This is a genomic window from Pseudomonas sp. FDAARGOS_761, assembly GCF_013343155.1.
Taxonomy (GTDB): Bacteria; Pseudomonadota; Gammaproteobacteria; order Pseudomonadales; family Pseudomonadaceae; genus Pseudomonas; species Pseudomonas aeruginosa.
Genome location: NZ_CP054572.1, coordinates 3725189 through 3746000 on the forward strand (window position 1 = coordinate 3725189; position 20812 = coordinate 3746000).

General features: G+C 66.1%; 23 protein-coding genes. 14 read left to right on the forward strand and 9 right to left on the reverse strand.

Translation table 11 applies throughout. The features are described 5' to 3' along the window. Window positions 1-18: 18 nt before the first annotated feature. Window positions 19-957: a lipid A biosynthesis lauroyl acyltransferase gene (locus tag FOC67_RS17350; protein WP_003091577.1), complete on the reverse strand. Its 939-nt coding sequence runs from the start codon at window positions 955-957 to the stop codon at window positions 19-21. A gap of 159 nt (window positions 958-1116) precedes the next feature. Here FOC67_RS17350 and minC point away from each other — a divergent pair, with 159 nt between their 5' ends. The 5 genes from minC to FOC67_RS17375 all read left to right on the forward strand — a co-directional run bounded on the left by minC (window position 1117) and on the right by FOC67_RS17375 (window position 5218). Continuing rightward, window positions 1117-1908, forward strand: a complete 792-nt coding sequence (minC, locus tag FOC67_RS17355) for a septum site-determining protein MinC (RefSeq protein WP_003114802.1) — start codon at window positions 1117-1119, stop codon at window positions 1906-1908. 61 nt (window positions 1909-1969) lie between these two features. After that, on the forward strand, window positions 1970-2785 hold the full coding sequence (gene minD, locus FOC67_RS17360) for a septum site-determining protein MinD (protein ID WP_003091579.1): 816 nt from the start codon (window positions 1970-1972) through the stop codon (window positions 2783-2785). Beyond that, window positions 2782-3036, forward strand: coding sequence for a cell division topological specificity factor MinE (gene minE / locus FOC67_RS17365; RefSeq protein ID WP_003091581.1), 255 nt, complete (start codon window positions 2782-2784; stop codon window positions 3034-3036). Before minD ends, minE begins: the two co-directional genes overlap by 4 nt. 103 nt (window positions 3037-3139) lie before the next feature. Continuing rightward, complete coding sequence (locus FOC67_RS17370; RefSeq protein ID WP_003091582.1) at window positions 3140-3775, forward strand: RluA family pseudouridine synthase; 636 nt, start codon at window positions 3140-3142, stop codon at window positions 3773-3775. A 153-nt stretch (window positions 3776-3928) separates the two neighbouring features. Continuing rightward, the gene (locus tag FOC67_RS17375) at window positions 3929-5218 is read left to right on the forward strand and encodes a M18 family aminopeptidase (protein ID WP_003091583.1); all 1290 of its coding nucleotides are present in this window, start codon (window positions 3929-3931) and stop codon (window positions 5216-5218) included. 42 nt (window positions 5219-5260) lie between these two features. Here the strand turns inward: FOC67_RS17375 and FOC67_RS17380 are convergent, their stop codons facing one another. Both FOC67_RS17380 and FOC67_RS17385 read right to left on the reverse strand, forming a co-directional pair. Then, on the reverse strand, window positions 5261-5812 hold the full coding sequence (locus FOC67_RS17380) for a GNAT family N-acetyltransferase (protein ID WP_009313721.1): 552 nt from the start codon (window positions 5810-5812) through the stop codon (window positions 5261-5263). A gap of 65 nt (window positions 5813-5877) precedes the next feature. Continuing rightward, the gene (locus FOC67_RS17385) at window positions 5878-6594 is read right to left on the reverse strand and encodes a UTRA domain-containing protein (protein ID WP_003091585.1); all 717 of its coding nucleotides are present in this window, start codon (window positions 6592-6594) and stop codon (window positions 5878-5880) included. 363 nt (window positions 6595-6957) lie between these two features. Between FOC67_RS17385 and FOC67_RS17390 the strand changes: the two genes are divergently transcribed. From FOC67_RS17390 to FOC67_RS17415, 6 genes are read left to right on the forward strand one after another with little or no spacing between them, the layout of a single operon-like run. Beyond that, window positions 6958-8016 (forward strand): ABC transporter substrate-binding protein, encoded by a 1059-nt coding sequence (locus FOC67_RS17390; RefSeq protein ID WP_003091586.1) that lies wholly within the window; start codon window positions 6958-6960, stop codon window positions 8014-8016. Window positions 8017-8070: 54 nt separating this feature from the next. Further along, entirely contained in the window at window positions 8071-8880 is an 810-nt protein-coding gene (locus FOC67_RS17395; RefSeq protein ID WP_003138363.1) for an alkaline phosphatase family protein, read from the forward strand. Then, window positions 8877-9716, forward strand: coding sequence for an ABC transporter permease subunit (locus tag FOC67_RS17400; protein ID WP_003091588.1), 840 nt, complete (start codon window positions 8877-8879; stop codon window positions 9714-9716). The genes FOC67_RS17395 and FOC67_RS17400 overlap by 4 nt, the downstream gene beginning before the upstream one ends. Next, on the forward strand, window positions 9703-10500 hold the full coding sequence (locus FOC67_RS17405; protein ID WP_003091589.1) for an ABC transporter permease: 798 nt from the start codon (window positions 9703-9705) through the stop codon (window positions 10498-10500). Before FOC67_RS17400 ends, FOC67_RS17405 begins: the two co-directional genes overlap by 14 nt. A gap of 2 nt (window positions 10501-10502) precedes the next feature. Then, window positions 10503-11498, forward strand: a complete 996-nt coding sequence (locus FOC67_RS17410; RefSeq protein WP_003091590.1) for an ABC transporter ATP-binding protein — start codon at window positions 10503-10505, stop codon at window positions 11496-11498. A 32-nt stretch (window positions 11499-11530) separates the two neighbouring features. Beyond that, window positions 11531-12148 (forward strand): HAD family phosphatase, encoded by a 618-nt coding sequence (locus tag FOC67_RS17415; RefSeq protein WP_134568645.1) that lies wholly within the window; start codon window positions 11531-11533, stop codon window positions 12146-12148. A gap of 66 nt (window positions 12149-12214) precedes the next feature. Here the strand turns inward: FOC67_RS17415 and FOC67_RS17420 are convergent, their stop codons facing one another. Then, window positions 12215-13177 carry an NAD(P)H-quinone oxidoreductase gene (locus tag FOC67_RS17420; RefSeq protein ID WP_003091592.1) on the reverse strand — a complete coding sequence of 321 codons (963 nt, stop codon included), beginning with the start codon at window positions 13175-13177 and terminating at the stop codon, window positions 12215-12217. Window positions 13178-13306: 129 nt separating this feature from the next. On the opposite strand from FOC67_RS17420, the gene FOC67_RS17425 reads away from it, so the two are divergent. Both FOC67_RS17425 and FOC67_RS17430 read left to right on the forward strand, forming a co-directional pair. After that, complete coding sequence (locus FOC67_RS17425) at window positions 13307-15403, forward strand: carboxy terminal-processing peptidase (protein WP_003091593.1); 2097 nt, start codon at window positions 13307-13309, stop codon at window positions 15401-15403. Window positions 15404-15498: 95 nt separating this feature from the next. After that, window positions 15499-17247 carry a bifunctional diguanylate cyclase/phosphodiesterase gene (locus FOC67_RS17430; protein WP_003109167.1) on the forward strand — a complete coding sequence of 583 codons (1749 nt, stop codon included), beginning with the start codon at window positions 15499-15501 and terminating at the stop codon, window positions 17245-17247. A gap of 13 nt (window positions 17248-17260) precedes the next feature. Here FOC67_RS17430 and FOC67_RS17435 read toward each other — a convergent pair whose 3' ends face one another. From FOC67_RS17435 to FOC67_RS17445, 3 genes are read right to left on the reverse strand one after another with little or no spacing between them, the layout of a single operon-like run. Continuing rightward, window positions 17261-17740, reverse strand: coding sequence for a sel1 repeat family protein (locus FOC67_RS17435; protein WP_003109166.1), 480 nt, complete (start codon window positions 17738-17740; stop codon window positions 17261-17263). Further along, complete coding sequence (locus FOC67_RS17440) at window positions 17730-18095, reverse strand: hypothetical protein (RefSeq protein WP_003114793.1); 366 nt, start codon at window positions 18093-18095, stop codon at window positions 17730-17732. Before FOC67_RS17440 ends, FOC67_RS17435 begins: the two co-directional genes overlap by 11 nt. Window positions 18096-18097: 2 nt before the next feature. Continuing rightward, on the reverse strand, window positions 18098-18409 hold the full coding sequence (locus tag FOC67_RS17445) for a helix-turn-helix transcriptional regulator (RefSeq protein ID WP_003091597.1): 312 nt from the start codon (window positions 18407-18409) through the stop codon (window positions 18098-18100). Window positions 18410-18512: 103 nt separating this feature from the next. Between FOC67_RS17445 and FOC67_RS17450 the strand changes: the two genes are divergently transcribed. Beyond that, window positions 18513-19259, forward strand: a complete 747-nt coding sequence (locus tag FOC67_RS17450) for an ABC transporter substrate-binding protein (RefSeq protein ID WP_003091598.1) — start codon at window positions 18513-18515, stop codon at window positions 19257-19259. Here FOC67_RS17450 and FOC67_RS17455 read toward each other — a convergent pair. Beyond that, complete coding sequence (locus FOC67_RS17455; protein ID WP_003109163.1) at window positions 19247-19678, reverse strand: YkvA family protein; 432 nt, start codon at window positions 19676-19678, stop codon at window positions 19247-19249. The two genes, FOC67_RS17450 and FOC67_RS17455, sit on opposite strands and share 13 nt — an antisense overlap. Window positions 19679-20048: 370 nt before the next feature. Continuing rightward, window positions 20049-20810 carry an FKBP-type peptidyl-prolyl cis-trans isomerase gene (locus FOC67_RS17460; RefSeq protein ID WP_003091600.1) on the reverse strand — a complete coding sequence of 254 codons (762 nt, stop codon included), beginning with the start codon at window positions 20808-20810 and terminating at the stop codon, window positions 20049-20051. Window positions 20811-20812: the final 2 nt, after the last annotated feature.

The window sequence follows — 20812 nt, forward strand, 5'->3', positions numbered from 1 at the left end:
CGTCCGGAATGCCCGTCCTCAGCGCTTGCGCCGTTTCGGATAGAGCTTGGCTTCGCCTGGCGGGCGGGTCTTGAAACGCCGGTGCGCCCATAGGTACTGCTCGGGCTGCTGGCGCACGCAACGCTCGACCCACTGGTTGATCCGCAGGCAATCGGCTTCCTCGCTCTCGCCGGGGAAGTCCTCCAGCGGCGGGTGGATGGTCAGGCGATAACCGCTGCCATCGGCCAGGCGGCTCTGGGTGAACGGCAACACCCGCGCCCGGCCCAGGCGGGCGAACTTGGTAGTGGCGGTGACGGTGGCCGCCGGGATGCCGAACAGCGGCACGAACAGGCTCTGCTTGGCGCCGTAGTCCTGGTCCGGTGCGTACCAGATGGCGCGGCCGCCACGCAGCACCTTGAGCATCGAGCGCACGTCCTCGCGCTCGATGGCGGTGGCATCGAGGTTGTGCCGCTCGCGGCCACGGCGCTGGATGTAGTCGAACACCGGGTTGTCGTGCTCACGGTACATGCCGTCGATGGTGTGCACCTGGCCGAGCAGCGCCGCGCCGATCTCCAGGGTGGTGAAATGCAGGGCCATGAGGATCACCCCCTCGCCCTTGGCCTGGGCCTCGCGCAGATGCTCCAGGCCTTCTATATGGGCAAGACGGGCCAGGCGCGCCTTCGGCCACCACCAGCTCATGGCCATCTCGAAGAAGGCGATGCCGCTGGAGGCGAAGTTCTCCTTCAGCAGACGCTCGCGTTCGGCGGGCGACTTTTCCGGAAAGCACAGTTCGAGGTTGCGCGCGGCAATCTCGCGGCGCGAGCCGACCAAGCGGTACATCAGCGCCCCCAGGCCACGGCCGAGCATCAGCAGGACGGGATAAGGCAACTGCACCACCAGCCAGAGCAGCCCCAGGCCGAACCAGAGCGGCCAGTAGCGGGGATGGAGGAAAGCGCTGGAGAAACGGGGGCGATCCATGGACGGTTCCGACGACGATCAAAGCCCGCCATTCTACCCTGCCCGCCGTCCCGGCGGGACGCCGCGTTGCCGATCGATGCCGCCCCGGCTATCTGCCACGCTTGCGGGCATCCGGCGTTCTCGTTATAAGTCCCTGCAATTCAACGACCGACAAGCCCCATGAGCCAAGCCGACCTCCTCGATCAAGACCCCGTATTCCAGCTCAAGGGCAGCATGCTCGCGGTGACCATCCTCGAACTGGCGCACAACGACCTGGCGAGGCTCGAACGGCAACTCGCCGACAAGGTGGCGCAAGCGCCCAACTTCTTCCGCGACACCCCCCTGGTCATGGCCCTCGACAAGCTGCCCGAAGGCGAAGGCCGCCTCGACCTGCCGGCGCTCCTCGAGGTCTGTCGCCGCCACGGCCTGCGCACCCTGGCGATCCGCGCCGGGCGCGAGGAGGACATCGCCGCCGCCCAGGCCCTGGACCTGCCGGTGCTGCCGCCCTCGGGCGCCCGCGAACGACCGCTGGACATCAAGGACAGCGCCCCGCGCAAGCCTGCCGAAGAGCCCAGCCCGAGCGCCGGTGAAGCCAGGCCCGAGCCGGCCAAGGCGGAAGAGAAGCCCGCCGAGCCCGTCAGCCGCCCGACCAAGGTGGTGAAGACTCCGGTGCGCGGCGGCATGCAGATCTACGCCGCCGGCGGCGACCTGATCGTGCTGGCCGCGGTCAGTCCCGGCGCGGAACTTCTCGCCGACGGAAACATCCATGTGTACGGCCCGATGCGCGGACGCGCACTGGCCGGCGTGAAAGGCGACGCCACGGCGCGAATCTTCTGCCAGCAGCTGGCCGCCGAACTGGTCTCCATCGCCGGTAACTACAAGGTCGCGGAGGACCTGCGACGCAGCCCGCAGTGGGGCAAGGCAGTGCACGTCAGCCTGTCGGGTGACGTGTTGAACATCACCCGCCTTTAACGGATACTGCCGCCACTTTCAGGGACCAGAATTCTTACGTTTTTCATTGGGGTGAATCACCTTGGCCAAAATTCTCGTAGTCACTTCCGGTAAGGGTGGCGTCGGTAAAACCACCACCAGCGCAGCTATCGGCACCGGCCTGGCCTTGCGCGGTTTCAAGACCGTCATCGTCGACTTCGACGTCGGCCTGCGTAACCTCGACCTGATCATGGGCTGCGAACGCCGCGTGGTGTACGACTTCGTCAACGTCGTCAACGGCGAGGCTACCCTCACCCAGGCCCTGATCAAGGACAAGCGCCTCGAGAACCTGCATGTCCTGGCCGCCAGCCAGACCCGCGACAAGGACGCCCTGACCAAGGAAGGCGTCGAGAAAGTCATGGCCGAGCTGCGCAAGGACTTCGAATACATCATCTGCGACTCCCCGGCGGGCATCGAGAAAGGCGCCCACCTGGCCATGTACTTCGCCGACGAAGCGATCGTCGTGACCAACCCCGAGGTTTCCTCGGTACGCGACTCCGACCGCATGCTCGGCCTGCTGGCAAGCAAGTCGCAGCGCGCCGAGAAAGGCGAGGAGCCGATCAAGGAACACCTGCTGCTGACCCGCTACAACCCGGAGCGCGTCACCAAGGGCGAGATGCTCGGCGTCGACGACGTCGAGGAGATCCTCGCCATCCGCCTGCTCGGGGTGATCCCGGAATCCCAGGCCGTGCTCAAGGCGTCGAACCAGGGCGTGCCGGTGATCCTCGACGAGCAGAGCGACGCCGGCCAGGCGTACAGCGATGCGGTCGACCGCCTGCTCGGCAAGGAAATACCGCATCGATTCCTCGATGTGCAGAAGAAAGGATTCCTGCAAAGACTGTTCGGAGGACGTGAATGAGCCTTTTAGACTTCTTTCGCAGTCGGAAATCGCAGAACAGCGCTTCCATCGCGAAAGAACGACTGCAGATCATCGTTGCCCACGAACGTGGCCAGCGCGCACAGCCGGATTATCTGCCCCAGTTGCAGAAAGACCTGCTGGAAGTGATCCGCAAGTACGTACCGATCGACCAGGAGCAGATCCAGGTGGAACTGGAGAACCAGGGCAACTGCTCGATCCTGGAACTCAACATCACCCTGCCGGATCGTTGATTCGCCCAGGGTCCATACTGCGGCGGCCATTGGCCGCCGCAGTCGTTTCACCGAGCCTGCCCGCCAGGCTCCCTGCCGCCTCCCGGCGATGAGCCCGTTCGCTATGCCGCTGTCCCAGATTCGAATCGTTCACCAGGATGACGCCCTGCTGGTGGTCGACAAGCCCACCCTGCTGCTGTCGGTGCCCGGCCGCGCCGATGACAACAAGGACTGCCTGGTCACCCGCCTGCAGGAAAACGGCTATCCCGAGGCCCGCATCGTCCACCGCCTGGACTGGGAAACCTCCGGCCTGATGGTGCTCGCCCGCGACGCCGACAGCCACCGCGAGCTGTCCCGCCAGTTCCACGACCGCGAGACCGAGAAAGCCTATACCGCCCTTTGCTGGGGCCTGCCGGAACTGGACAGCGGGCGCATCGAACTGCCGCTGCGCTACGACCCGCCGACCAAGCCGCGTCACGTGGTGGACTTCGAGCACGGCCGCCACGCCCTGACCTTCTGGCGTGTGGTCGAGCGTCATGAGCGCTGGAGCAGGGTCGAGCTGACGCCGATCACCGGCCGTTCGCACCAGTTGCGCGTGCACATGCTCTCCATCGGCCATCCGCTGCTCGGCGACCGCCTCTACGCCAACCCCGAAGCCCTCGCCGCCCACGAACGCCTGTGCCTGCACGCCAGCCTGCTGTGCCTGACCCATCCGCAGAGCGGCGAACGCCTGCGCTTCGAGTCGCCGGCGCCGTTCTGAGCCTTCCCCGCCGGGACGCCGCCCGCCGATTTCCGGTACCCCGTCTTGCCATACAACGACCAGCTTCCGCTTTTTCTGGCCGGCCCCGCCGCCAACGACCTGAACCCCGTCGGACAATACGATAGACTGCATGGATTGCCGTCCGGAGCCACTATGCGCGCAGAACTCAACCAGGGCCTGATCGATTTCCTCAAGGCCTCGCCCACGCCTTTCCATGCTACCGCCAGCCTCGCCCGCCGCCTGGAAGCCGCCGGCTACCGCCGCCTCGACGAGCGCGACGCCTGGCACACCGAAGCCGGCGGCCGCTACTACGTGACCCGTAACGACTCGTCGCTGATCGCCATCCGCCTGGGCCGTCGCTCGCCCCTGGAAAGCGGCTTCCGCCTGGTCGGCGCGCACACCGACAGCCCCTGCCTGCGGGTCAAGCCGAACCCGGAGATCGCTCGCAACGGCTTCCTCCAGCTCGGCGTCGAAGTCTATGGCGGCGCCCTCTTCGCCCCTTGGTTCGACCGCGACCTGTCACTGGCCGGGCGCGTCACCTTCCGCGCCAATGGCAAGCTGGAAAGCCGCCTGGTCGACTTCCGCAAGGCCATCGCGGTAATCCCCAACCTGGCCATCCATCTCAACCGCGCCGCCAACGAGGGTTGGCCGATCAACGCGCAGAACGAACTGCCGCCGATCATCGCCCAACTGGCGCCGGGCGAGGCCGCCGACTTCCGCCTGCTGCTCGACGAACAGCTGCTGCGCGAGCACGGCATCACCGCCGACGTGGTACTGGACTACGAGCTGTCGTTCTACGACACCCAGTCCGCCGCGGTGGTAGGCCTCAACGACGAGTTCATCGCCGGGGCGCGCCTGGACAACCTGCTGTCCTGCCACGCCGGCCTGGAAGCTCTGCTCAACGCCGAAGGCGACGAGAACTGCATCCTGGTCTGCACCGACCACGAGGAAGTCGGTTCCTGTTCGCATTGCGGCGCCGACGGTCCGTTCCTCGAACAGGTACTGCGCCGCCTGCTGCCGGAAGGCGACGCCTTCAGCCGGGCGATCCAGCGCTCGCTGCTGGTCTCGGCCGACAACGCCCATGGCGTACACCCGAACTACGCCGACAAGCACGACGCCAACCATGGCCCGGCGCTGAACGGCGGTCCGGTGATCAAGATCAACAGCAACCAGCGCTATGCCACCAACAGCGAAACCGCCGGCTTCTTCCGCCACCTCTGTCAGGACAGCGAAGTGCCGGTGCAGAGCTTCGTGACCCGCAGCGACATGGGATGCGGCTCGACCATCGGCCCGATCACCGCCAGCCAGGTCGGCGTGCGCACCGTCGACATAGGCCTGCCGACCTTCGCCATGCACTCGATTCGCGAGCTGGCCGGCAGCCATGACCTGGCGCACCTGGTCAAGGTGCTCGGCGCCTTCTACGCCAGCAGCGAGCTGCCCTGAGCGCCAGCCGCGCTCACGCCCCGGGCATTCGCCCGGGGCCACTCAGGCGTGCGCAGCGTGCCATTCGCTGCGCAACAGCGTGTAGATCGCATGGTCGTGGGCACGCCCGGCGATGATCTCGTTGGCCCGGATCACTCCGTCGCGCCGGAAGCCCTGGCGCTCGGCGGCGCGCTGGCTGCGCAGGTTCTCGGTGGAACAGCGGATCACCAGGCGCTGCAGGTCGTAGCCAAGGAAACCCAGCTCGATCGTCTTCCCCAGCGCCCTGGCGAGCAGCCCGCGCCCTTGCGCGGACGCCGCCAGCCAGTAGCCGATGCTGGCGCTGCGGCTGTCCTCGGTGAAATCGTGCAGGTCGATGACGCCGACCAGGCATCCGGATTCGACGATCCCGCAGCGGCAACTCCTGCGCTCCGCCCACAACCGCTGGCCTTCGCCAATGAAACGGCGGGTATCGTCCGCGCTCTGCGTCAGTGGCACCCACGGCATCCAGGGCGCCAGGTGCTCGCTGTTGGCACGCACCAGGCGGAACAGTTCCTCGGCGCGCGGCTGGTCGAGCAGCTCCAGGTGCAGGTCGGACGAAATCGGCAGTATGAACACGCGAGGGCTCCTTTTCCCGGGAGCCCATCCTCGCAGAAGGTGCCGCAGGTCGTCGACGCGTGGCGTTACTGCGGTACCTCGACGCTGATATGGATGGCGTCGTGGCGCCAGAACTCCAGGTCGCAGTCGATCAGCCGACCACGCTGGTCGCGGTTGATCCGGCTGATGCGCAGAGCCGGGCTGCCCACCGCCACCTTCAGCGGCGCCGCAGCCTCGGCATGCAGTGCAGTGGGCACCATGTCGAAACGCACCCGCCCATAGTGGATGCCGTACTCGCTGGCATAGAGTTCGGTCAGCGAGCGGGTCAGGTCGTGGCCGAGGATTCCGGGGAAGTACTGCGCGTTCAGGTAGTGCTCGACATACAGCACCAGCCGCCCGTCCACCCGCCGCGCCCGGCGGATCTGGTAGACGCTGGACAGCGCCGGCAGCTCCAGCAGCTCGCAGACCGCCGCGCTCGCCGGCATCTGCCGGGCCGACAGAACCTCGGTCGCCGGCACCCGGCCCTGTTCGCTGACCATCGCATGGAAGTGGCTGCGGACCAGCGGGTTGTAGGCCAGCCGCTCGGGGGAGACGAACCAGCCGCGGCGCTCCTCGCGGTAGATCAGGCCCTGCGACTCCAGCTGGATCAGCGCCTCGCGCAGGGTGATCCGGGTCGTCGCGAACAGCTCGCTGAGCTTGCGCTCGGCCGGCAGCTTGCCACCCGCCGGCAGCAGACCATGGCCGATCTGCTCGCTGAGCGCCCGGCAGATCGCCGTTACGGTGGGTAGCGCTTCGTCACGCATCGACTGCTTCCTTATTGGTCTAGTCCAGCCCCAATCAGGGGCACTTCCACCGGCCCGCCCTGCGCCTCCGGCTCGTCCGATGCTAGGAAACCCAGATGACGTGGACGTGACAGGCACAAGACAGCGGTCTTCCCGGAAGCGCCCGACGCCCATGGAATCGAGGGCTTAAGCATGGTCTACGCTTCTGCGGATGCAAGCCGCGGCGATGCCAGGCGCGGCTAGCTGACATGAAACCGTCATCCAGCGGCTCTAGATTGGCCTGGGTCTTGCTGATCTAGACCACACCCGCGGCAGTCCCGCCCGAAGGAGCGTCGAGAACTCCCGAGGCTGCCCGACCGAACCTCTCGAACGAAGGAGCACCGAATGAAACGCATGCTTGCTTCATTGCTGGGAACCGCCATCGCCCTCGGCAGCGGCCTGGCGTTGGCCGCTGAAGCGGACCTGCAGGCGCTGGAACAGGCCGCGCGCAAGGAAGGCCAGGTCAACAGCGTCGGCATGCCCGACAGCTGGGCGAACTGGAAGGACACCTGGAAGGACCTTGAGAGCAAGTATGGGCTCAAGCACATGGATACCGACATGAGTTCGGCCCAGGAGCTGGCCAAGTTCAAGGCCGAGAAGGACAACGCCAGCGCCGACATCGGCGACGTCGGCGCCGCCTTCGGCCCCATCGCCGTGCAGCAGGGCGTCAGCCAGCCGTACAAGCCGAGCACCTGGGAACAGATCCCGGCCTGGGCCAAGGACCAGGACGGCCACTGGGCGCTCGCCTACACCGGGACCATCGCCTTCATCGTCAACAAACAACTGGTGAAGGACGTACCGCACAGCTGGGCCGACCTGCTGCAAGGCAAGTACAAGGTCACCATCGGCGACGTCAGCGCTGCCGCCCAGGCGGTCAATGGGGTGCTCGCCGCGGCCATCGCCAACGGCGGCGACGAGAAGAACATCAAGCCGGGCCTGGAGTTCTTCGGCAAGATCGCCAAGCAGGGCCGCCTGTCGCTGACCAACCCGGTGATCGCCACCCTGGAAAAGGGTGAGGTCGAAGTCGGCATCGTCTGGGACTTCAACGGCCTCAGCTACCGCCAGCAGATCGACCCGGAGCGCTTCGAGGTGCTGATCCCCTCGGACGGCTCGGTGATCTCCGGCTACACCACCATCATCAACAAGTACGCCAAGCACCCGAACGCCGCCAAGCTCGCCCGCGAGTACATCTTCAGCGACGCCGGACAGATCAACCTGGCCAAGGGCAACGCGCGCCCGATCCGCGCCGAGAGCCTGACCCTGCCGGACGACGTGAAGGCCCAACTGCTGCCCAACGAGCAGTACGCCAAGGCCCAGCCGATCAAGGACGCCAAGGCCTGGGAGGAAACCTCCAAGCGCCTGCCGCGGCAGTGGCAGGAAGCGGTGATCATCAACATGCAGTGACGCGGAGCGCGGCCGCCCTAGCCGGCGGCCGCCCCGCATCGACGGATACCCCGAATGCGCCACGACGTCATCCTCGTCCTGTTGGACGGCCTCAACCACAGCGTCGCCCGCGACTGCATGGGGCATCTCCAGGCCCTCTGCGGCGCCGGCCGCGGCCAGTCGTACCGCCTGGAATGCGAGTTGCCTTCGCTGTCCCGACCGCTCTACGAATGCATCCTCACCGGAGTGCCGCCGATCGATAGCGGCATCCTGCACAACGACGTGGTCCGCCTGAGCCAGGAACAGAGCCTGTTCCACTACGCCCGCGCGGCCGGCCTGAGTACCGCGGCAGCGGCCTACCACTGGGTCAGCGAACTGTACAACCGCACGCCGTTCGACCCGGCCCGCGACCGCCACACCGACGACAGCGCACTGCCGATCCAGCGCGGACACTTCTACTGGAACGACCACTATCCGGACTCGCACCTGTTCGCCGATGCGGAAAGCCTGCGCCGCCGGCACGCACCGAACTTCATGCTGGTCCACTCGATGAACATCGACGACGCCGGGCACAGGCACGGCCTCGCCAGCCCCGCCTACCGCAACGCCGCGCGGCGCGCCGACGCGCTGCTGTCGGAATACCTGCACCAGTGGCTGGCGGCCGGCTACCAGGTGGCGATCACCGCCGATCACGGAATGAACGAGGACCGCAGCCACGGCGGCATCCTCGAGGAGGAGCGCGAGGTGCCGCTGTTCGTCTTCGGCGACGCCTTCAGCCGCGACGACCTGGCGCAACCGCTGCAGACCGACCTCTGCGGCACGCTCTGCGAAATCCTCGGCGCCGCCCACGACAAACCCGTCTGCCGGGAGCTGCTCGCCCCATGAAACGACTCTCCGGCAAATGGCTGGCGCTGCTGTTCCTGCTGCCCTTCGCGGCGTTCTTCGTGATTTTCCAGATAGCGCCGCTGGCCTGGGTCGCGCTGAACAGCCTGAAGGCCAGCGATGCCTGGAGCCTGGCCAACTACCTCGAGCTGTTCGGCTCGCCCTTCTACCGCCAGGCGATCCGCCATAGCCTGGAGATCGCCGGCTGGTCGAGCCTGCTCGGTCTGCTCATCGCGGTGCTCGGCAGCCATTCGCTGCGCCACGTCGACAGCCGCCTGCGCGACTTCGTCATGGCCTTCTCCAACATGACCAGCAACTTCGCCGGGGTACCGCTGGCGTTCGCCTTCATCATCCTGCTCGGCTTCAACGGCGCGCTGACCCTGTTGCTCAAGCAGGCCGGCTGGATCGACGACTTCAATCTCTACTCGAAGACCGGCCTGATAATCCTCTACACCTATTTCCAGATCCCCCTCGGGGTGATGCTGCTCTACCCGGCCTTCGACGCCCTGCGCGAGGACTGGCGCGAGTCCGCCGCGCTGCTCGGCGCCAACGGCTGGCAGTACTGGCGACACATCGGCATCCCGGTGCTGACCCCGGCGCTGCTGGGCACCTTCGTCATCCTCCTGGCCAACGCCCTCGGCGCCTACGCCACGGTGTACTCGCTGACCACCGGCAACTTCAACGTGATCCCGATCCGCATCGGCGCGCTGGTCGCCGGCGACGTGTTCCCCGACCCGAACATGGCCAGCGCCCTGGCCATGGTGCTGGTCGGCCTGATGACCCTGATCACCCTGGTCCACCAATGGCTGCTGCGCAGGAGCTACCATGTCGCGCGCTGATCGACGTCCTGCCGCGCTCTACCATCGCCTGGTGGTCTGCGCGCTGTTCCTGATCCTGGTCCTGCCGCTGGCGGCGACCCTGCTCTACTCGCTGGCCACCCAGTGGTCGGCGACCCTGCTGCCGGACGGCCTGACCCTGAAGTGGTACCTGACGCTGTGGAGCGACCAGCGCTTCCTGCTGGCCTTCGCCCGCTCGCTGCTGGTCTGCTTCGGCGCCCTGGCGTTCAGCGTGTTGCTGATCCTGCCGCTGATGTTCGTCATCCACTACCACTTCCCGCGCCTGGACGGCGTGATGAACGTGCTCATCCTGCTGCCCTTCGCGGTGCCGCCGATCGTCTCCTCGGTGGGCCTGCTGCAACTCTATGCCAGCGGGCCGCTGGAAATGATCGGCACGCCCTGGGTGCTGGTCGGCTGCTACTTCACCATCGCCCTGCCGTTCATGTACCGGGCGATCACCAACAACCTGCAGGCGATCAACCTGCGCGACCTGATGGACGCCGCCCACCTGCTCGGCGCCAGCACCTGGAAGGCGGCGCTGCTGGTCGTGCTGCCGAACCTGCGCAAGGGCGTGATGGTGGCCCTGCTGCTGTCGTTCTCCTTCCTCATCGGCGAATTCGTCTTCGCCAACCTGCTGGTCGGTACCCGCTACGAGACCCTGCAGGTGTTCCTCAACAACATGCGCAACAGCAGCGGCCACTACACCAGCGCAGTGGTGGTCTCCTACTTCGTGTTCGTCCTGGTCCTGACCTGGGCGGCCAACCGACTGAACAAGGACAAGGCCTGATCATGTCGTTCGTCAGCGTCGAACAGCTCGACAAGAGCTACGGTGCCACCAGCATCTTCCGCGATATCGACTTCGCCGCCGCCCGCGGCGAGTTCGTCACCCTGCTCGGCCCCAGCGGCTGCGGCAAGTCCACCCTGCTGCGCTGCATCGCCGGGCTGACCGAGGTCGACAGCGGGCGCATCCTCATCGACGGCGAGGATGTGGTGCCTTTGCCGCCGCAGAAGCGCGGGATCGCCATGGTGTTCCAGAGCTACGCGCTGTTCCCCAACATGACCGTGCAACAGAACGTCGCCTTCGGCCTGCGCATGCAGAAGGTGCCGGCGGCGGAACTGAAGCAGCGGGTCGCCGAAGCCATCGAACTGGTGGAACTGGGCGAGTACGCCGCACGCTACCCGCACCAGCTCTCCGGCGGCCAGTGCCAGCGGGTGGCGCTGGCCCGCTCGCTGGTGACGCGCCCGCGCCTGCTGCTGCTCGACGAGCCGCTGTCGGCCCTCGACGCGCGCATCCGCAAGCACCTGCGCGAACAGATCCGCCGCATCCAGCAGGAGCTGGGGCTGACCACGGTGTTCGTCACCCATGATCAGGAAGAAGCGCTGACCCTGTCCGACCGCATCGTCCTGATGAACGCCGGACGCATCGTCCAGAGCGGCGACGCGGAGACCCTCTACACCGCGCCGGAAAACGCCTTCGCCGCCGGCTTCATCGGCAACTACAACCTGCTCGACGCCGAACAGGCCAGCCGCCTGCTCGGCCAGCCCTGCGCGCACCAGGTGGCGATCCGCCCGGAATCCCTGCGCCTGGGCAACGAACCGAGCGAAGGCGTGCCGGCGCTGGTACGCTCGCACAGTCTGCTCGGCAACGTGATCCGTTACCGCGTCGAGGCCGCCGGGGTGGAACTCACCGTCGACGTCCTCAACCGCAGCGCAGACCGCCTGTATCCGGCCGGCAGTCAGCTGACGCTGGTCATCGATCGCAACAGTATTCGAGAGGTAGCTTGATGAGCCTGGTGATCTTCGACCTGGACGAGACCATGATCCACGGCGACTGCTCCAGCCTGTGGAGCCAGCGCATGGCGAGTCTCGGCTGGGTCGACGAATCCTTCGTCCGCCGCGACGCCGAACTGATGGAGCAGTACGCCGAAGGCAAGCTGTCCATGGACCTGTACATGGACTACACCCTGCAACCGCTGATCGGTCGCAGCGTCGAGGAAGTCGAGCGGGAAGTGGAGGCCTACGTCGAGGAGGTCATCGAGCCGCTGATCTACAGCGACGCCTGCGCCTGCCTGGCGCGCCACCGCAGCGCCAACGACCGGGTGCTGATCGTCTCCGCATCCGGGGTGCACCTGGTCAAGCCGATCGCGGCGCGGATCGGCGTCGACGAAGTCCTCGCCATCGATCTCGAAGTGCTCGACGGACACTACACCGGCCGCACCCTCGGCACCCTCACCTATCGCGAAGGCAAGGTATTGCGTCTGCTCGACCTGCTGGAAGGAGACGATCGCCAACTGGCCGACGCCTGGTTCTATTCGGACTCGCGCAACGACCTGCCGCTGCTGAAGCTGGTCGGCCATCCGAACACGGTCAATCCGGACCCGACCCTGCTCGCCTACGCCAAGGAAATGGGCTGGCCGGTCAACGCCTGGCGCTGACAGGCTCGCCGCGAAAGCGCGAGCGGATCGCGCTTTCCATCGCCTCGACGGTGCCGAAGCGGCTCCTCAGGCCAGCGATGGGTCCACCACCAGCACGACCTTGCCCTGCACCTGGTTGCTCGCCAGCGCCTCGAACGCCGCCTCGGCGTCGCCGATCGGGAAGGTTCGCTCCAGCTGCGCACGGAGTTTCCCGGCGGAGAACAATGGCCAGACCTTCAACCCCAGCTCGGCGATCAACTGCGCCTTGAACTCGGTATCGCGGGTACGCAGGGTCGAGCCGGTCAACTGGATACGCTTGCCTAGCAGTTGTGCCAGGTCCAGTTGCGCCTCGCGGCCGCCCATCAGGCCGATGATCACCCAGCGCCCGTCGCTCCGCAGCAGCTCCAGGTTCAACCCGGCATAGCGGGCACCGACCGGGTCGAGGATCACGTCGAACGGGGCAAAATCGCGCAGCGATTCCAGGCTCTGCTTGCGCAGCGCGCCACCGGCGGCGCCCAGGGATTCGCAGTAGGCCAGGCGTTCGGCAGAACCGACGCTGACCCAGCAGGGGTTGCCGAACGCCTTGCACAGTTGGATGCCGGCCGAACCGACGCCGCTGGCGCCGGCGTGCAGCAGCACTTTCTCGCCGGGCTGCAACGCCGCCAGTTGGAACAGGTTCAGCCAGGCCGTGGCGTAGACCTCCGGAATCCCCGCCGCCTCCGCCAGGCTCAGCCCTGCCGGGACCGGCAGTACGTGGCGCGCGTCCACCACCACTTCCTCGGCCATGCCGCCGCCGGCGAGCAGCGCGCAGACCCGATCGCCGACCTGCCAGGTGCTGCCCGCGCCCACCTCGCTGACCACACCCGCACACTCGAGCCCCAGCGCCGGGCTGGCGCCGGGTGGCGGCGGGTAGAGCCCGGCCTTCTGCAACAGGTCGGCGCGGTTGAGTCCGGCGGCCGCCACGCGGATGCGGATTTCGCCCTGACCGCAGGACGGGGCGGCGATTTCCGACCACTCGACACGACCTTCGATACCTTGCAATGCGTTCACGCTGCCTCCATAGTGAGGTTGTCACGGCCCGATCACCCAGAGTCGGGCTTTTTGCATTGCGCCAAGGGAACCCGGCGCCGGCTAATAAGGCCTAATATGCGTCATTACTCCGCGATCAGTCGAATCAGCATGAAGCGTTTTCTGCCCCGTACCGCCCTGTTGCTCCTCCTCGGCGCCAGTTCGCTGCCGCTGTTCGCCTCGACCGCCGTCTCCGTCGGCAGCGCCCAGAATTCCTGGGACAGCCTGCAGCCGGACCGCGAGCAGGTCATCGCCAGCCTCAACGTGGTGGAGCTGCTCAAGCGGCACCACTACAACAAGCCGCCGCTGAACGATGAACGCTCGGCCAAGATCTACGACAGCTACCTGAAGATGCTCGATCCGGCGCGGATGTACTTCACCGCCGGCGACATCGCCGAGTTCGATCGCTGGCGCAACAGGTTCGACGACTTCCTCAAGAGCGGCGATCTCGATCCCGGCTTCGTCATCTACAAGCGTCACCTCGACCGCCTGAAAGGCCGTCTCGACTACGCCCTGGCGATGCTCGACAAGGGCGTCGACAAGATCGACTTCAGCGTCGACGAGAGCCTGCTGATCGACCGCGAGAAGGCCCCCTGGGCGAAGGACACCGCAGAGCTCGACGACCTCTGGCGCAAGAAGGTGAAGGACGAGGTCCTGCGCCTGAAGATCACCGGCAAGGACGACAAGGCGATCCAGGAACAGCTCACCAAGCGCTACAAGAACCAGCTGTCGCGCCTGAAGCAGACCCGCAGCGAAGACATCTTCCAGGCCTACATCAACGCCTTCGCCCAGTCCTACGATCCGCACACCCAGTACCTGTCGCCGGACAACGCGGAAAACTTCGACATCAACATGAGCCTCTCGCTGGAAGGCATCGGCGCGGTGCTGCAGAGCGACAACGACTACGTCAAGGTCGTACGCCTGGTGCCGGCCGGCCCGGCGGCGAAGAGCAAGCAGATCGCCACCTCCGACAAGATCATCGGCGTCGCCCAGGGCAAGGGCGAAATGGTCGACGTGGTCGGCTGGCGCCTGGATGAAGTGGTCAAGCTGATCCGTGGGCCGAAAGGCTCCCAGGTACGCCTGGAAGTGATTCCGGCGAGTAACGCGCCGAACGACCAGACCAGCAAGATCGTCGCCATCACCCGCGAGGCGGTGAAGCTGGAGGACCAGGCGGCGAAGAAATCCATCATCAAGGTCGACCACGAAGGCCGCAGCTACAAGCTCGGCGTGATCGACCTGCCGGCCTTCTACCTGGACTTCAAGGCCTACCGCGCCGGCGACCCGAACTACAAGAGCACCACCCGCGACGTGAAGAAGCTGGTCGCCGAGTTGCAGAAGGACAAGGTCGACGGCATCGTCCTCGACCTGCGCAACAACGGCGGCGGCTCCCTGCAGGAAGCCACCGAGCTGACCGGCCTGTTCATCGACCAGGGCCCGACCGTGCTGGTGCGCAACAGCGACGGCCGCGTCGACGTGCTCAACGACGACGAAGGCAAGGCCTTCTATACCGGCCCGCTGGCGGTGCTGGTCAACCGTCTCTCGGCCTCCGCCTCGGAGATCTTCGCCGGCGCCATGCAGGACTACCACCGCGCGCTGATCCTCGGTGGACAGACCTTCGGCAAGGGCACCGTGCAGACCATCCAGCCGCTCAACCACGGCGAACTGAAGCTGACCCTGGCGAAGTTCTACCGTGTCTCCGGGCAGAGCACCCAGCACCAGGGCGTGATCCCGGACATCAGCTACCCGTCCATCGTCGACGACAAGGAAATCGGCGAAAGCGCCCTGCCCGACTCGATGCCCTGGGACACCATCCGCCCGGTGGTGAAGGACGAGGCCAACCCGTTCAAGCCGTTCCTCGCGCAACTCAAGGCCCAGCACGACGCGCGCACCGAGAACAACGCCGACTTCGTCTACGCCCGCGAGCGCCTGGCGCTGGCACAGGAGCTGATGAAGGAGAAGACCGTCAGCCTGAACGAGGCCAAGCGCCGCGCCCAGCAGACCAGCATCGAGAACCGCCAGTTGGCCATGGAGAACGCCCTGCGCAAGTCCAAGGGCCAGGAGCCGCTGAAGGAACTCAAGCGCGAGGACGAGAACGCCCTGCCGGAAGAGGACGACAAGACCAAGCCGCAGGACGACGCCTACCTCACCGAGTCCGGGCACATCCTGCTGGACTACCTGAACCTCAACTCGGCGGTGGCCAAGCACTGAGTTCAGCGGGAGCGTCATAAAACAGTCATGGGACTGTCGTGAAATACGGGGCCGGTTGCACAACCGGCCCTTTTTCATTGCGACGAGAGCGTTCCATGACCGTCACCGAGCAGTTGAGCGCCCTGGACAGCATCCTGGCCCACGGCGACCTGCACTGCCTGTTCCAACCCATCCTCTCGCTTTCCGAACGGCGTCTGGTCGGCTACGAAGCGCTAACCCGCGGTCCGTCCAACAGCCCGCTGCACTCGCCCCTGGCGTTGTTCGCCGTGGCCCGCCAATGCGGACGGCTGAGCGAACTGGAACTGCTCTGCCGACAACGCGCCTTCAGCCGCTTCCGTGACATCCAGGGCGACGCCATGCTGTTCCTCAACGTCTCCCCGGAGTCCCTCCTCGAAGCCGGCCATCCGCCCGGCCGCACCCTGCAATTGCTGCAACAGCTGGGGATCTCGCCAAACCGGGTGGTGATCGAACTGACCGAACAGACCCCCATCGACGACTTCGACCTGCTCGACACCGCGCTGCACCACTATCGCGCCATGGGCTTCTCCATCGCCCTCGACGACCTCGGCGCTGGCTACTCCAGCCTGCGCCTGTGGTCGGAACTGCGTCCGGACTACGTGAAGATCGACCGCCATTTCGTCGACGGCATCCACCTGGACACCGTGAAACGCGAGTTCGTCGGCTCCATCCTGAAGATGGCCCGAGCCTCTCGCGCCCAGGTCATCGCCGAAGGCATCGAACTGCCCGAGGAACTGGCGGTGCTTAGCGAGATGGGGGTCGACCTGGTGCAAGGCTATCTGTTCGGCCGCCCGCAGGAACACCCGGCGAGCGACGTACAACAGATGCTGCCCAGCGCTGGCGCCCCCAGCCAGTCTTCCAGCGACGAGCACGGCGACCTGCGTGCGCTGCTGCTGGAACAGCGCGCGGTCGACGTTCGCACCTCGACCCAGGAAGTGGTGGAAATCTTCCGCCGCCAGGCCAACCTGAACTCCCTGGCGATCCTCGACGAAGAGGGGCGTCCCATCGGCATCGTCCATCGCCACGCGCTCACCGACGCCTTGCTCCGGCCCTTCGCCTGCGACCTGTTCCTGCGCAAGCCGATCAGCCGCCTGATGAGCGACGATTTTCTCGCCGTGGAACTCGGCCAGACCCTGCAGCAGGTCAGCCGCCTGCTGACCAGCCGCGCACGCCAGCGTATCGAGGAAGATTTCATCGTCACCCGCGGCGGGCACTATGCGGGCATGGGCCGGGTGATCGACGTGCTCAGGCTGATCACCGAGGAAAAGCTCCAGCAGGCGCGGCACGCCAATCCGCTCACCTTGCTTCCCGGCAACGTGCCGATCCAGCAATGCCTCGAACGCCTGCTGCAACAAAGGCGCGAGGCGGTGATCTGCTACATCGACATCGACAGCTTCAAACCCTTCAACGATCTCTACGGCTACGCCCGCGGCGACGAGGTCCTGCTGTGCCTGGCACAGTGCCTGAGCGAACGGATCGACCCGGGCAGCGACTTCGTCGGCCATATCGGCGGTGACGACTTCATGCTGGTGCTCGGCCCCGAGGACTGGCGCACACGGATCGACCGGTTGCTGGAAACCTTCCAGAGCCAATGCCGGCGCTTCTACAGCCGCGAGCACCTGGAAGCCGGCTGTTTCGTTGCGCACAACCGCCATGGCCAGCGCGAGGAGTACCCGCTGCTGTCATTGTCCGTCGGCGTGGTGCATCTACCGGCCGAAGCCTGCCAGGGAATGGATGCCGCGCACCTGGCGACGCTGGCCTCCGAGGCCAAGCGCCAGGCCAAGGCGGTGCCAGGCTACAGCCTGCACCTGATCGAGGCCGCCTGAACCGTTCGTTCAGCTAGAGACCGAGCGCGGACGCCCGTTGCGCATAGTGCTCGGCGCGCTCGCTGTCCGGCGCCAGGCCCGGGCCTCCATCGCGGTAGAGTTCCGCCAGCTTGCGCGCCGCCAGCGGGTGGCCCGCCTCTGCCGCTAGTGCCCAGTGGCGGCTGGCTGCCAGCGCGTCGGGCGCTTGCCGGCTGTCGCCCTTGAGCGCCTGCACGCCGAGCTGGTAGGCCGCTTTCCCATCGCCCGCGCTGGCAGCCAGGCGCAGCAGGCGCAGGCCCTCCTCGCGCGCGCCGAAGCCCTGTCCACGGAACAGCAGCAGGTGACCGTAGAACGCCTGGGCGTCGCGGTGTCCGAGGTTGGCCATGCGCGAGAACTGCCCCTGCATCCACTGCCAGGCTCGCGGCTGCTTGACCAGCCAGGGCCAGCCCAGCAACTGCCGGGCCACGCCGTAACCGAGGCGGGCGCGCAGGCGCCAGATCCATTCAGAGTTCATCGGGATACTCGAATTCGAAGACACGGACCACTTCCGCCGCATGCCAGCCAGCCGCGGCCGGGCCGTCTGGCGGACCGGAAAAACGCCCGAGGCGCTCCACGCACTCGAAGAAACCGGTGCGCGGCAAACGGCTTGCGCCCTGGCTGATGACCAGCGAACTGCGCAACGGACGCCCCGAGCGCGCATCCAGCGATGCCAGGTGTTCGAGAGCCGCGGTGAGGGTGGTCATCGCCGGAGTCGGCAATTGCAGGCGCTCGATCAGCGCCCGGTAGGTGAGCAGATGACGCTGGCGACGCGCATCCTCGATTTCCAGCAGCAGGCTATCCCAGTGTTTACGGCTGATCAGCACACTCAAGGTCAGGCCCCCGTCGCTTTGCCCAGCACACGCTCCAGGGCGAACAGGATGGCCTCGCTGGCCTCGCGTTCGCCGCGTTCGATCATCGCCATGTAGGAAGGACTGATACCGACCTCCCGGGCCACCTGTTCCAGGCTCAGGCCGCGCGCCTCGCGGCGCTCCAGCAGGCTCGCGGATGGCACCGCCGGCGCGGTCGTCTCCACCGCGACACTGGCGGCCGGGCGACCGGCGGCGGCCAGCAACGCCTGGTATTCGGCCCAGGGCAACACCGCGTATTCCGCCTCGCCGTCTCGCGTGATCACTTGGACATTCATGTCGGTCTCCTTGCAAGCCGCCATCTTATCAGGCACCGCGCCGCTGCGGACTGGCTATACTGCTGCCCTGGTCACACAGTCTGCCTGGTGGAGGAGCCCACGGGTGCGCCGGAGAAGTCTTGGTTTGTGCATCCTGCTGGGAGTCGGACAGGCCTTCGCCGGCGAGCTGCGCTGGGGCTTCAGCCCCGCCGACGGCATGCCCTACGTGGACATCGTCGATCACCAGCTGCAAGGCGGCTTCACCCGCCAGTTGGGGGAGCGGGTCGCGCAGCGGCTGGGATTGTCGCTGCGTTTCGTGGAAACGCCGAACCGAAGGATCGACGGCTTCATGGCCAGCGGACATATTCACGTGATCTGCAACTCCAACCCCGGATGGGATAGCAAACCCGAACGCTACCATTGGTCTCCCGCCCTCTTCGAAGAGCAGGACGTCCTGCTGCAGCGCGACGACCGTCCGGCGATCCGCGACTTCGCCGAGCTGCGCGGCAAGACCCTGGGTACAAGTCTAGGCTATGTCTACGCGGACGATCTCATGCAGGCCTTCGCTGCCGGGGAAATTCGCCGCGAAGATACCCGCGACCTGGCCAGTCGCGTGCAGATGCTCAAGCGTTCGCGCCTGGACGCCGCGGTGGACATGCGCCGCCCGCTGCTCTACCTGACGCGCCAGCATCCCGAGCTGGGCCTGAGCGTCAGTCCGCTGGTACTGCAGAGCTATCGGATGCACTGCATCTATGGCGGACAACTGCCGGTCCCCGTCGAAAGTATGGACCGGGTGCTCGACGAGATGGTCAGGGACGGCAGCATCGAGCGCCTGCTGGAAAACAGCCTGCGAACCCCTCAGGAACCCTGAACGCGCTCCGCCCTGGGAGCCGGCAGCTCTCGCAGCGCCTGCTGCGTCTCGACGCCCTGGGCGTCGCGCCAGACCTTGAAGGCATCCAGCTCGGACTGCCAGCGACGCACTACCCAGGCCAGGACGGCGAGATCGTCGAGCAGGCCGACACCGAAGATGAAGTCGGGGACGATATCCACCGGCGAAAGGAAATAGGCCAGCGCCGCGATCACCGAGAGCAACGCCTGGCGGCTGAGTCCGCGGTATTCGCCGCGAACCCAGGCCACCAGCAGTTCCTGCAGCAGGCGCAGGTCGCTCTTCACCAGCTTCAGGCGCGAGCGCTTGCGTGCTACCGCAATCAACAAGGCGGGCACCCGGCCACGGGCCAGGAAACGTTCCGCGATCCCCAGGTAACGACTGAATCCTCGTGGTGCATCCATCCTTCCACCTCGCTCAAGCGCTTGCCGCCGAGGCTCTCCGGGTTATCCACGCATACTGTGGATAACCTTGTGAACAGCCCCCCCTTCCGTCGGCGAGAAGCCCGTCGCTACAGGCTTTCCGACAGATCGGACACTTTTTAGACAGTGTTCTAAAAGCATTGAAAATCAAGGGTTTGACCTAGCGCAACGGACAACCCGAGGTCAATACCGTAGGTCGGGTCGACGTGCGACAAATGTGTGCATAAGGGTAACACCGGCCGTGCCCTCGACCTGTTTTTCAGACCCTCGCGGCAGCGCCTGGGTTCAGCCGAATCCGCAAATGAAAACGCCCCGTCATGGACGGGGCGTTTCATGCATCGCGGCGGAAAAATTACTTCTTCGCGTCCGCCTTGGCTTCGGGCTGCGCTGCGGCACCGGCCTCGGGCTCCGCGTCCGGCTTGGACGGATCCTTGATGCCGAGCAGTTCCATGTCGAAGACCAGTACCGAGTTGGCCGGGATCGCCGGGCTCGGGCTCTGCGCGCCGTAGGCCAGCTCGCTGGGGATGTACAGCTTGATCTTCTCGCCGACGTGCATCAGTTGCAGGGCTTCGACCCAACCCGGGATCACGCCGCTGACCGGCAGGTCGATCGGGCTGCCGCGCTCGATGGAGCTGTCGAAGACGGTGCCATCGGTCAGGCGGCCTTCGTAGTGGACGGTCACCACGTCGGTGGCCTTCGGTTGCGGGCCATCGGCCTTCTTCACGATTTCGTACTGGAGGCCGGAAGCGGTGGTGGTCACGCCGTCGCGCTTGCCGTTTTCCTCGAGGAACTTCTTGCCGGCCTTGGCGTTTTCGTCGCCGATGGCCGCCATGCGCTCCTCGGCACGTTTCTGCAGGAAGGCGAAGGCTTCGGTCAGCTCTTCATCGGTGAGCTGCTGCTTCTTCTTGCCGAGGGCGTCTTCGATGCCCTTGGCGACGGCTTTCGAATCCAGGTCGTCCATGCCTTCCTGGGACAGGCTCTTGCCCATGTTCAGGCCGATACCATAGGAAGCTTTCTGCGCCGGGGTCTTCAACTCAACGTTGGTCTGCGAATCGCAGCCGGAGAGAACCAGACCGACCAGTGCGATCGCTGCTGCCAACCGATGTTGTTTCATGC